Annotated in this window: 7 protein-coding genes and 19 tRNA genes; 24 read left to right on the forward strand and 2 right to left on the reverse strand. The window is 46.3% G+C overall.

The window, feature by feature from the left end:
- Window positions 1-114 precede the first annotated feature (114 nt).
- The 19 genes from FS666_RS17990 to FS666_RS18080 all read left to right on the forward strand — a co-directional run bounded on the left by FS666_RS17990 (window position 115) and on the right by FS666_RS18080 (window position 1,957).
- Window positions 115-190 (forward strand) — tRNA-Lys (locus FS666_RS17990).
- A 3-nt stretch (window positions 191-193) separates the two neighbouring features.
- Window positions 194-275, forward strand: a tRNA-Leu gene (locus FS666_RS17995).
- Window positions 276-283: 8 nt separating this feature from the next.
- Window positions 284-355 (forward strand) — tRNA-Gly (locus FS666_RS18000).
- A gap of 9 nt (window positions 356-364) precedes the next feature.
- Window positions 365-450, forward strand: a tRNA-Leu gene (locus FS666_RS18005).
- An 8-nt stretch (window positions 451-458) separates the two neighbouring features.
- Window positions 459-532, forward strand: a tRNA-Arg gene (locus FS666_RS18010).
- 73 nt (window positions 533-605) lie between these two features.
- Window positions 606-682 (forward strand) — tRNA-Pro (locus tag FS666_RS18015).
- A gap of 14 nt (window positions 683-696) precedes the next feature.
- A tRNA-Ala gene (locus FS666_RS18020) sits at window positions 697-772 on the forward strand.
- 23 nt (window positions 773-795) lie between these two features.
- Window positions 796-872, forward strand: a tRNA-Met gene (locus FS666_RS18025).
- A 6-nt stretch (window positions 873-878) separates the two neighbouring features.
- A tRNA-Ile gene (locus FS666_RS18030) sits at window positions 879-955 on the forward strand.
- Between the two features lie 12 nt (window positions 956-967).
- Window positions 968-1,060 (forward strand) — tRNA-Ser (locus FS666_RS18035).
- Window positions 1,061-1,069: 9 nt separating this feature from the next.
- Window positions 1,070-1,143 (forward strand) — tRNA-Met (locus FS666_RS18040).
- Between the two features lie 10 nt (window positions 1,144-1,153).
- Window positions 1,154-1,229 (forward strand) — tRNA-Asp (locus tag FS666_RS18045).
- 72 nt (window positions 1,230-1,301) lie between these two features.
- A tRNA-Phe gene (locus tag FS666_RS18050) sits at window positions 1,302-1,377 on the forward strand.
- Between the two features lie 30 nt (window positions 1,378-1,407).
- A tRNA-His gene (locus FS666_RS18055) sits at window positions 1,408-1,482 on the forward strand.
- Between the two features lie 11 nt (window positions 1,483-1,493).
- Window positions 1,494-1,567, forward strand: a tRNA-Gly gene (locus FS666_RS18060).
- Window positions 1,568-1,581: 14 nt separating this feature from the next.
- Window positions 1,582-1,658 (forward strand) — tRNA-Ile (locus tag FS666_RS18065).
- A 1-nt stretch (window position 1,659) separates the two neighbouring features.
- Window positions 1,660-1,731, forward strand: a tRNA-Asn gene (locus FS666_RS18070).
- Window positions 1,732-1,786: 55 nt separating this feature from the next.
- A tRNA-Ser gene (locus FS666_RS18075) sits at window positions 1,787-1,877 on the forward strand.
- A gap of 8 nt (window positions 1,878-1,885) precedes the next feature.
- Window positions 1,886-1,957, forward strand: a tRNA-Glu gene (locus FS666_RS18080).
- Between the two features lie 47 nt (window positions 1,958-2,004).
- Here FS666_RS18080 and FS666_RS18085 read toward each other — a convergent pair.
- Window positions 2,005-2,763 carry a TraR/DksA C4-type zinc finger protein gene (locus FS666_RS18085; RefSeq protein ID WP_306463614.1) on the reverse strand — a complete coding sequence of 253 codons (759 nt, stop codon included), beginning with the start codon at window positions 2,761-2,763 and terminating at the stop codon, window positions 2,005-2,007.
- A 141-nt stretch (window positions 2,764-2,904) separates the two neighbouring features.
- Window positions 2,905-3,831, reverse strand: a complete 927-nt coding sequence (locus FS666_RS18090) for a 1,4-dihydroxy-2-naphthoate polyprenyltransferase (protein WP_120075168.1) — start codon at window positions 3,829-3,831, stop codon at window positions 2,905-2,907.
- 181 nt (window positions 3,832-4,012) lie between these two features.
- On the opposite strand from FS666_RS18090, the gene FS666_RS18095 reads away from it, so the two are divergent.
- The 5 genes from FS666_RS18095 (at window position 4,013) to FS666_RS18115 (ending at window position 10,345) form a co-directional block, all read left to right on the forward strand.
- A complete protein-coding gene (locus FS666_RS18095) occupies window positions 4,013-5,401 on the forward strand; it encodes an isochorismate synthase (RefSeq protein ID WP_186306611.1) in 1,389 nt (462 codons plus the stop codon).
- A complete protein-coding gene (gene menD, locus FS666_RS18100) occupies window positions 5,398-7,152 on the forward strand; it encodes a 2-succinyl-5-enolpyruvyl-6-hydroxy-3-cyclohexene-1-carboxylic-acid synthase (RefSeq protein ID WP_120075164.1) in 1,755 nt (584 codons plus the stop codon). Before FS666_RS18095 ends, menD begins: the two co-directional genes overlap by 4 nt.
- Window positions 7,146-7,973, forward strand: a complete 828-nt coding sequence (menH, locus tag FS666_RS18105) for a 2-succinyl-6-hydroxy-2,4-cyclohexadiene-1-carboxylate synthase (protein ID WP_120075162.1) — start codon at window positions 7,146-7,148, stop codon at window positions 7,971-7,973. Before menD ends, menH begins: the two co-directional genes overlap by 7 nt.
- 14 nt (window positions 7,974-7,987) lie before the next feature.
- On the forward strand, window positions 7,988-8,806 hold the full coding sequence (menB, locus tag FS666_RS18110) for a 1,4-dihydroxy-2-naphthoyl-CoA synthase (RefSeq protein WP_120075160.1): 819 nt from the start codon (window positions 7,988-7,990) through the stop codon (window positions 8,804-8,806).
- Between the two features lie 72 nt (window positions 8,807-8,878).
- On the forward strand, window positions 8,879-10,345 hold the full coding sequence (locus FS666_RS18115; protein ID WP_144463606.1) for an o-succinylbenzoate--CoA ligase: 1,467 nt from the start codon (window positions 8,879-8,881) through the stop codon (window positions 10,343-10,345).
- Window positions 10,346-10,413: the final 68 nt, after the last annotated feature.

Below are 10,413 nucleotides of genomic sequence, written 5' to 3' on the forward strand. Positions count from 1 at the left end.
TTGGTAGAGCAACTGACTTGTAATCAGTAGGTTGGGGGTTCAAGTCCTCTGGCCGGCACCATTATAAGTTGTTTATGTCTGATTATGTCGAGTGACTGGAAACTATTTTAATACGAGCCATTAGCTCAGTTGGTAGAGCATCTGACTTTTAATCAGAGGGTCGCAGGTTCGAATCCTGCATGGCTCACCATTTGCGGGTGTGGTGGAATTGGCAGACACGCTAGACTTAGGATCTAGTGCCGTAAGGCGTGGGGGTTCGACTCCCTTCACCCGCATGATTTGCGCGGAAGTAGTTCAGTGGTAGAACACCACCTTGCCAAGGTGGGGGTCGCGGGTTCGAACCCCGTCTTCCGCTCTTTATTTTGCCGGGGTGGCGGAACTGGCAGACGCACAGGACTTAAAATCCTGCGGTAGGTGACTACCGTACCGGTTCGATTCCGGTCCTCGGCATTCAGCTTGCGCCCGTAGCTCAATTGGATAGAGCGTCTGACTACGGATCAGAAGGTTATGGGTTCGACTCCTTTCGGGCGCGTTATTATTAGAAGTGAGAAATTGGAAGTTAGATAAAAGCATAACCTCTCACATCCAACCTCTATTATCTAATACGGGAAGTAGCTCAGCTTGGTAGAGCACTTGGTTTGGGACCAAGGGGCCGCAGGTTCAAATCCTGTCTTCCCGACCACTTTTTTCAAAAATGGGGCCTTAGCTCAGCTGGGAGAGCGCCTGCTTTGCACGCAGGAGGTCAGCGGTTCGATCCCGCTAGGCTCCACCAAATGAATAAGCAAGTAATATGTGGGCGGCGTAGCTCAGCTGGCTAGAGCGTACGGTTCATACCCGTGAGGTCGGGGGTTCGATCCCCTCCGCCGCTACCAATTGTAGGACCTTTAGCTCAGCTGGTTAGAGCAGACGGCTCATAACCGTCCGGTCGTAGGTTCGAGTCCTACAAGGTCCACCATTTTACTTTTTTGGAGGAATACCCAAGTCTGGCTGAAGGGATCGGTCTTGAAAACCGACAGGCGGGTCAAACCGCGCGGGGGTTCGAATCCCTCTTCCTCCGCCATCACATCGTCGCGGGATGGAGCAGTTCGGTAGCTCGTCGGGCTCATAACCCGAAGGTCGCAGGTTCAAATCCTGCTCCCGCAATTTAATTAAAGGTCCCGTAGTGTAGCGGTTAACATGCCTGCCTGTCACGCAGGAGATCGCGGGTTCGATTCCCGTCGGGACCGCCATTTTGTTTTAACATAAAAACAGCTGAGATTGCTGAGACTATTACAAAGCATCTTATAGCGTTAATTACATAAGGCTCAGTAGCTCAGTCGGTAGAGCAAAGGACTGAAAATCCTTGTGTCGGCGGTTCGATTCCGTCCTGAGCCACCATTAAGGCGTTCATATGAATTGCACTCCATGGCGGCTATGGCGAAGTGGTTAACGCATCGGATTGTGGCTCCGACATCATGGGTTCGATTCCCATTAGTCGCCCCATTTAAAATTAAGCGGGTGTAGTTTAGTGGTAAAACTACAGCCTTCCAAGCTGTTGTCGTGGGTTCGATTCCCATCACCCGCTCCAAATTTTTTTACTGAGGGCCTATAGCTCAGCTGGTTAGAGCGCACGCCTGATAAGCGTGAGGTCGGTGGTTCGAGTCCACTTAGGCCCACCATTCCGCAGTAGCTCAGTGGTAGAGCTATCGGCTGTTAACCGATCGGTCGTAGGTTCGAATCCTACCTGCGGAGTTTTTTTTGCTTTTGTTTTTCTATTCACATAAATGTTTTTCATGAATAATATAGTGGGGAAGTACTCAAGAGGCTGAAGAGGCGCCCCTGCTAAGGGCGTAGGTCGCGTAAGCGGCGCGAGGGTTCAAATCCCTCCTTCTCCGCCATTTTATTAGGCCCCTTGGTCAAGCGGTTAAGACACCGCCCTTTCACGGCGGTAACACGGGTTCGAATCCCGTAGGGGTCATCACAGCAAGAGGAACCATTCCGACACTGGAATGGTTCCTCTTTACTTTATCGTTTATCCCTGTCTACATAGCCGTCAGTTTGGTGATAGGGGAGGTCACCAAAGGGAGTGTCTGTTCCTTCATCATCCAACTCTTCTTCGTATTCCCGTTCGTCGTCCGTCTGGTATACTTCAACATCGTCCGCTTTCATATCGTTTCCTGTAAACATTTCATATTCTTCAGTAAAACCATCCTTGATCTTGTCACGGTAAAGCTCATCATAACTGTTGTAATCACCTTCAAAATCCGAAGGGGTCTCTGATGTCCCGTATTTGGCCACTTCCTGAAAGCTGTCATGGTAATCGCGGATTCCTCCTTCCTTATGGCGCCCGGAAAAGGAGTTGTCATAAGCAGGTTTCAAATAATCTTGTTCTGCGGGACGGTCGTCAGGTATCGAGCGCTCGGAAGTATGTTCCGTGCAGGTTGTTGCATAGGGGATGGCCTCAAGACGGTCATACGGTATCTCTTTCCCGCATATTTCGCATTTGCCATAGGTTCCCTTATCCATTGAGGAAAGTGCTGCTTCCACCTTTCCCAACTGATCTTCTTCGTGTACAGAAAGGGCCATATCCTTTTCCCTCTCATACAGCTCGGTGCCCAAATCCGCAGGATGGTTATCATATGATGAGAGTTCCAAGCTTTCTTTCTCGCTCTCGTGCTCCAAAATTCCGTCTTCTGCATCTATCGTTCCCTGCAGATTCTGCTTTTCTTCCAACAGCATGTTCTTCAATGTATTTAATTGCTGCTCTGTCAGCAAGATTTTCACTTCCCTTTTTTGTTTATGATTAGTATGGGCGATTTTTGGTCTAATAATAAAGCGGTGTAATATTTATTTTCCTTTATTTCAATTGGAATAAACATATGGGAAAAATTAAAAAACCGACATGCCAAAAAATAGCATGTCGGTTTATTTAATAAGGTTGCTTATAAGGAAACTGATCGCCAACAGGAATCCAAAAATCGTATTCGTCTGTGCAGTGGCTTTCATCGCCGGCATCATCTGGACCGGCTCGGTTTTTCCAATAAAACCTTTGACCGCTCTGACAGCTTTCGGGATACTGGCAAATGTGATAAGAAGCCATGGAGATAAAGAAAAGAATAATATCAATGCTAAAATAAACAAGTATGAAACAATAAACATTGCGGCCAGTAATTGAATTGCTTTTTTCCGGCCCAAAAGTATGGCGATTGTTTTCCTTCCGCTTTCCCTGTCCCCATCCAAGTCACGGATATTGTTGGCCAGCATGATGGAGCCAATCAAAATGGAGATGGGAATGGATGCAAGGACGCTGATGGAATCAATTTTCCCGGCTTGAATAAAATAGGCGATCTGTGTAATGACAAATCCCATGAAAAAGCCGGATGTGATTTCACCAAACGGAGTATAGGCGATCGGGTAAGGTCCGCCGGTATAAAAATAACCGGCTGCCATGCAAACGAGTCCGATGGCAGCAAGCCACCAGCTGCTGTTGGCAGAAATATAGACTCCGAGCAGCAGGGCCGTTCCAAAAAATGCAAATCCCAATCCAAGGACGGTTCCAGGTTTGACCCCATTGCGCACGATAGCTCCTCCAATGCCGACCGAATGCTTTGTATCAAGGCCTCTTGCGAAGTCAAAGTATTCATTGAACATATTGGTCGCCGCCTGTATGAGCAGGCTTGCTATGAGCATCGCTGCAAAAAGGAGGCCGTGTATAGAGTAATGTTTTGCTGCCAAGACTGTACCCAAAAGCACAGGCACAAACGCAGCCGTCAATGTATGCGGGCGAGTAAGACGCCACCAAATCCGCCAGCCTTTTTCCGGTGGAACGGCAGATTGAGCATGAAGATTCATAAAATTCCTCTCCCTTAACATATTCACCTAATAAAGTGTAGAGAATGTATGGAGAAGTGTCAATCCCTTTCGGGCAAAGTTTCAATTTAAAGCTGTTTTACTACATTTAGTGTCTCCCTTCATATATAATAAGGAAGGAGAATATATGATAAGTCTATCGCTTTAGGAGAGATTTATGTTGATGAATTCACCATTCCAAACAAAGTATATAAATACCTTAAAGCATAAAACAGAATCCAATAAAGTGTTGGCAAGTTATACAAAAAAAGTGGATAAGATCGATCCCTTTGCCTTTTACCAAATTAACAGGCCCCCAGATGAAGGGGAGCGTTTTTTTTGGAAAAGCCCGGATGACGATATGACGATTGTCGGCGTTGGCCTTCTCCGTTCTTTTTCCAATAGCGGGGCGGACGACCGCTTCAGCCGGATTGAAACAGAATGGAATGATATCCTATCTTCCGCTGTAATCGATAATCCCTTCCATGTGCCTGGCACGGGACCGCTTTTGTTTGGCGGTTTTTCTTTTGACCCATACAGCCTGAAAGAGGAGAAGTGGCAGCCTTTCGGTGATGCTTTATTTTATTTGCCTGAATATATGCTGACAGTCATTGGCGATGACTATTATTTGACAGTAAATCTTTTTGAAAGCGATGAGTTGTCTAACCAAACGAATAAGGTGGAAAAAACTTTTGATTTGTTAATAAAAAATGAAGAACCTTCCCAGGTTCCTGCGCCACACCTGGAAAGCAGGGAAGAACTTTACGTCCCTGAGTGGCTGGATTCCGTAGCCGAAGTCGTTAATGTACTAAGGACATCAGAAATTGTAAAGAAAGTCGTTCTATCAAGAGAAATGATGTTGAATTTTTCAGAGCCTGTGTCATCAGAATATGTATTGAAGCAGCTTCATACCCAGCAAAAGGACAGCTTCATTTTTCTTCTGGAAACGCCTGATGGCAGCTTCGCAGGGGCATCCCCCGAAAGGCTTGTTAAAAAGATGAACGATCAAGTATTATCGACAAGCCTGGCCGGGTCGATCGGCAGAAGTGAGGACTCCAAAGAAGACAGGGAGCTTGGGAATATACTGTTAAACGATGAAAAAAATCTATATGAGCATCATCTGGTTGTAGATATGATTAAAAAGGCACTTGAGCCATATTGCAGGGAGCTGCAGGTCCCTGATGATCCTGTTCTTTTGCGGACCCCGTATATACAGCATCTGTATACGCCGGTATCAGGTGTTGCCAAATCAGGCACGTCTATATTCCATATTGTGGGGGAACTGCATCCAACGCCAGCTTTGGGCGGTGTGCCAACCGGTCAGTCGATGAAAATAATTAGAGACAAAGAAAAAATGGACAGAGGCTTTTATGCTTCCCCAATCGGCTGGACTGATTTTGACGGAAATGGAGAGTTCATTGTTGCTATCCGTTCAGGCTTGCTCAAAGGTAAACAAGCTTTTTTATATGCCGGCTGCGGGCTGGTTGCTGATTCTGATCCAAAAGAGGAATTAAAAGAAACGGGCATCAAGTTTCGGCCAATGTTGCAGGCAATGGGAGGGAAAAGTGAATGAATTGGCAGCAATCATTAACGGAATATGCGGCAAGCTTCATTGAGGGGCTTGCCTGTTCAGGCGTCAAAGAGGTTGTCATCAGTCCCGGTTCCAGGTCCACACCGCTGGCCATGCTTTTTGTTGAACATCAGGACATTCAGGTATATATGAATATAGATGAACGCTCCGCCGCATTTTTTGCCATGGGACTTGCCAAGGCTTCAGATCGCCCTGTTGCCCTGCTCTGCACATCGGGAACAGCGGCAGCGAATTATTTTCCTGCGGTCATTGAAGCAAGTCTTTCCAGGGTTCCGCTAATTGTTCTGACTGCGGACCGGCCTCATGAGTTGAGGGATGTAGGGGCTCCGCAGGCAATTGACCAGCTCCATCTATATGGGAGGCATGTCAGGTGGTTTGCTGACTTGGCATTGCCGGAATCCGGGAATGAAATGATAAAATACGCCAAGACTTCAGCGGTACGGGCTGCTTCCATGGCCAAAGGAGTGCTTCCCGGGCCGGTACATGTCAATTTTCCTTTGAGGGAGCCGCTTGTTCCTGATTTGGAACAGCCGTTTCATTATGATTCAAATCCGGCACTTCCTTATGTATCAGAAGGACATCTGAATATTCCGTTTGAAACTTATAAAGAAATTGCAGACCAGTGTTCAATGGCCGAAAAGGGCTTGATTGTTTGCGGAAATATAGATAAACCTGGTTTTCCGGAAGCTGTTCTTGCACTGGCCAATTCGCTGGGATTTCCGATATTGGCTGATCCCCTTTCCCAGCTGAGAAGCGGAAGCTTTGAAAAAGAGATGGTTATCGACTGCTATGATACATTTTTAAAAAAATCCGATGCAGCTAATGAAAAGCTAAAGCCTGATCTTGTCATCCAGTTCGGAGGGCAGCCCGTTTCCAAACCCCTTTCATTATTTTTAAAAAGCGCAAGAGAAGCGGAACAGTTGATTATAGACGGAAGCGGAGGCTGGCGTGACCCAAACCGAGCAGGCACTCATATGATTCATTGTGAAGAAACAGTATTTTGCCGGCAGCTGCAACAATTGGTGGAAGAGAGAAATGACAGTTCCTGGAAAAAACTGTGGATTGATCTGAATCAACGGACAAAAAACATCATTCAATCCTATATTCAGTCAATATCCGATATGGAGGAAGGTAAAGCTGTTTCTACGCTTTGCGGTTTATTGCCTCCGGACAGCACAGTGTATATAGGAAACAGCATGCCAATCAGGGATATGGATACCTTCTTCCATACAAACGAAAATAATATTCGGCTTATGGCCAATCGCGGTGCAAATGGAATAGACGGGGTAGTGTCCAGTGCGGTTGGTGCTGCAGTCCATTGCCGGCCGCTTTTCCTTCTGATTGGCGACCTCTCCTTCTTCCACGATATGAATGGATTGCTGGCTGCCAAGCTTCACAAAATCAATATCAATATTATTCTTCTGAACAATGACGGCGGCGGGATATTCTCTCATCTGCCGCAGGCGGAAGAAGGAGAAAACTTTGAGTTGATTTTTGGAACTCCGACAGGGTTGAATTTCGAGCATGCCGCTATGATGTATAATGGCCAATATACTAAAGTGCTGGAGTGGGAAGATTTCCCTGTTGCCATAAGAGAAGCGGCTGCCAACGAAGGTTTGAATATCATTGAAGTACCAACGGACAGGACGAGGAATTTGCAGGTGCACCGAGAATTATGGGAACAGGTTTCCCGGGAAATAAACAAATATCTGCAGAGTGACGAAACATGCTGATTCATGTCAATCATGTTAAGTACCATGTGGAATTAACTGGAAAAGAAGAGTCGCCTGCGGTTATTCTTTTGCACGGTTTTACCGGAGACCATACCACTTGGAATAGCTTGACCAATGCGTTAAAGGATTTCTTTCAAGTCGTTGCCATCGATCTTCTTGGCCATGGCAAGACAGATTCCCCGGAGCAGCCGGAACGATATGTGATGGAAAATGCGGCAAAAGATATTGTTTCTATAATGGATCAATTGAAAATTGACAAGGCCCATTTGCTTGGCTATTCCATGGGGGGCAGACTCGCTCTGGGAACATCGATATTGTTTCCTGAAAGATTTGAGACGCTAATGCTTGAAAGCGCGTCTCCAGGATTAAAAACAGAGCAGGAAAAGATAGCAAGAATTCAAAGCGACGAATCCTTGGCAGCTGGAATTTTGGAGCAAGGAGTCGAGAGTTTTGTAAATTACTGGGAAAATATCCCTCTTTTTCAAACTCAAAAAAGACTTCCATCGGCTATCAGGGATCAAATTCGTACACAGAGGCTGCAAAACGATCCGATTGGGCTTGCAAACAGCCTAATCGGGTTTGGAACAGGAAGGCAGCTGTCTTGGTGGGATAAGCTTCAGGAGCTTGACATTCCTGTTTTGCTAATGTGTGGAAAACAGGATGAAAAGTTCTGTAAAATTGCGGCTGAAATGAATCGGCTTTTTCCAAAAGCCAAGATAATGGAATTTAATGATGCCGGACATGCTATCCACGTGGAAGAACCTAAAAAATTTGATACAATAGTGAAGGAGTTTCTGATTGAACAGGAACAATTATCTTAGGAGGAGGTTCCTTCATGGCAATCAATTGGACGAAAGAAAGAGAGTATGAAGATATTTTATATGAAACGTATAACGGGATTGCTAAAGTGACGATCAACCGGCCTGAAGTACATAATGCATTTAGACCGAAAACCGTTATGGAATTGATCGATGCTTTTGCCTATGCAAGGGATGACGAAAAAATTGGGGTTATCGTTCTTACCGGCGCAGGCGGAAAGGCATTTTGTTCAGGGGGAGACCAGTCTGTAAGAGGGCACGGAGGATATGTCGGCGAAGACAATATCCCCCGTTTGAATGTTTTGGACCTGCAAAGGCTCATCCGTGTCATTCCGAAGCCGGTTGTTGCAATGGTAGCCGGTTATGCTATCGGAGGCGGGCACGTGCTGCATGTGGTCTGTGACTTGACGATTGCTGCAGATAACGCGGTGTTCGGACAAACAGGACCTAAAGTCGGAAGCTTTGATGCCGGTTACGGTTCCGGATATCTTGCACGCATTATCGGCCATAAAAAAGCAAAGGAAATCTGGTTCCTCTGCCGCCAATATAATGCACAGGAAGCTCTTGACATGGGCTTGGTCAACACAGTCGTTCCACTTGACCAGCTGGAAGAGGAAACAGTGAAATGGTGCGAAGAAATGCTGGAAAAAAGCCCGACAGCGCTCAGGTTCCTGAAAGCAGCCTTCAATGCTGATACAGATGGCCTCGCAGGCCTTCAGCAGCTGGCAGGAGACGCCACATTGCTTTACTATACGACAGACGAAGCAAAAGAGGGTCGGGATGCGTTCAAAGAAAAGCGCAAGCCTGACTTCGGGCAGTTCCCGCGCTTTCCTTAAAAATTTTCCTCAAAGGACCCCATGGTTATCCATCGGGTCCTTTTTACACTTCAAAAGCAAGGAGTTTTTCTCATGGAAACAACCACTCCAAACTGGCTGCAAAAAAGGGCTGACTTGTCGCCGGAACGCACAGCTCTTATTTTCAATGATCAAACTTGGACATTTGGCGAGATCTTTGAAATAGCCGCAAAAACAGCGGGGAAAATTGCCGGTTTGCTTCCGGGAAGCAGCAGGAGGGCTGCCATACTTATGAATAATACGCCTGAAACTGTATGGGTGATATATGGGCTTTGGCAGCTTGGAATTGAAACGGTGTTTTTAAACTGCAGATTGACAGCAAGTGAACTGTTATATCAGATTAAGGACAGTGAAACCGGGCTGATCATCTATGATTGTTCCCTTACGGATACAGTAAATGAATTAAGCAAAGCCCTGGCTGATATTCCCATCATTTCTGTTAATGAGTTGGCTGAAAGGCCTGCTTCTGAAACGGCCATTAGAAAAGAATTTGCATTGGCTGATGTTTGCTCAATTATGTACACTTCCGGGACGACCGGAAAACCGAAAGGTGTCCTTCAAACGTACGGAAATCATTGGTGGAGTGCAGCCGGATCGGTTTTGAACATCGGTTTGCAGGAAAATGATTCGTGGCTGTGTGCCGTTCCGGTTTTTCATATAAGCGGCCTTTCCATTTTAATGAGAAGTATCATTTACGGCATCCCGGTTATTTTAATGGAAAAATTCGATGAAAAAACAGTGAACCGGCTGTTGTCATCAGGACAAGTGACTATTATGTCGGCCGTTACATCGATGATCAGCAGGATGCTTGCTAAACAAGGTGATCAGCCATACCATCCGGCGTTCCGGTGTTTGCTTGCCGGCGGCGGTCCAGTGCCGAAACCCCTTTTGGACATTTGCAAGGAAAGAAAGGTTCCTGTTTTCCAAACATATGGGATGACGGAAACTTCATCGCAAATTGCCACCCTTTCTCCCGAAGACAGCTTAAGGAAGCTTGGATCCGCAGGCAAACCGTTATTTCCGTCCCAATTAAAAATAATGACCGGCGAAAAGGAAGCGAAGCCGTTGGAAGAAGGGGAAATTTTTGTAAAAGGCCCAAATGTGACCCCAGGCTATTTAAACAGGGATGAAGCAAATGCCGCTTCATTCAAGGACGGGTGGTTTTCGACCGGTGATCTGGGCTTCAAAGATGAAGAAGGGTTTGTGTATATTTTGGACCGGCGCTCCGACTTGATCATCTCGGGAGGGGAAAATATTTATCCCGCTGAAATCGAAGAGATACTTCTCAGCCACGAAGAAGTCTCAGAAGCGGGGGTGACAGGGATCCCCGATGAAAAATGGGGACATGTCCCGTATGGTTTTATCGTTGCAGAAAAACCCGTGAAAGAAGATGAGATTCTTGCTTTTTGCCGTGAAAGGCTTGCTTCATATAAAGTACCCAAGAGGATTATTCAAGTTGAACAGCTTCCTCGAAATGGTGCAAACAAGCTGATGCGCAGATTGTTGAGTAAACTAATATAGAGGATGAATAAGAAAAGCGCAAGCGCCTTGCCCATCGACGTACAGACTGGAGTGCCTCCGACGAGATA

The sequence above is a fragment of the Siminovitchia fortis genome (assembly GCF_007681465.1).
Taxonomy (GTDB): domain Bacteria; phylum Bacillota; class Bacilli; order Bacillales; family Bacillaceae_C; genus Siminovitchia; species Siminovitchia fortis.

Excerpts from the sequence above, each read along its gene's own strand:
- FS666_RS18090 (WP_120075168.1), bottom strand. The coding sequence starts at position 3,831 with ATGAATCTTCATGCTCAATCTGCCGTTCCACCGGAAAAAGGCTGGCGG.
- FS666_RS18095 (WP_186306611.1), top strand. The coding sequence starts at position 4,013 with ATGAATTCACCATTCCAAACAAAGTATATAAATACCTTAAAGCATAAA.
- menD (WP_120075164.1), top strand. The coding sequence starts at position 5,398 with ATGAATTGGCAGCAATCATTAACGGAATATGCGGCAAGCTTCATTGAG.
- menH (WP_120075162.1), top strand. The coding sequence starts at position 7,146 with ATGCTGATTCATGTCAATCATGTTAAGTACCATGTGGAATTAACTGGA.
- menB (WP_120075160.1), top strand. The coding sequence starts at position 7,988 with ATGGCAATCAATTGGACGAAAGAAAGAGAGTATGAAGATATTTTATAT.
- FS666_RS18115 (WP_144463606.1), top strand. The coding sequence starts at position 8,879 with ATGGAAACAACCACTCCAAACTGGCTGCAAAAAAGGGCTGACTTGTCG.